The following is a 202-nucleotide window of genomic DNA, read 5'->3' as shown; positions in this document are numbered from 1 at the left end:
CGTAGGTGCTGGTGCCGCCGCAGGTGCTGGCACCGCCGCAGGTGCTGGTGCCGCCGCAGGTGCTGGCACCGCCGCAGGTGCTGGCACCGCCGCCGGCGCTGGCGCTGGCGCTGGCGCTGGCGCTGGCGCTGGCGCTGGCGCTGGCGCTGGTGCTGGCGCTGGCGCTGGCGCTGGCGCTGGCGCTGGTGCTGGTGCTGGCGCT

At 79.2% G+C, this 202-nt stretch carries 1 protein-coding gene; it reads left to right on the top strand.

The window, feature by feature from the left end; all coding sequences use genetic code 11:
• Positions 1-5 precede the first annotated feature (5 nt).
• A partial coding sequence (locus tag AC3WQM_RS15790; RefSeq protein WP_492679986.1) for a hypothetical protein occupies positions 6-202 on the top strand: 197 nt, incomplete at its 3' end.

This window comes from Variovorax sp. FW301-JW7, from assembly GCF_058788795.1.
Note: the sequence above shows the minus strand (reverse complement) of the source record. Positions and strands in the feature narration are given on the sequence as shown.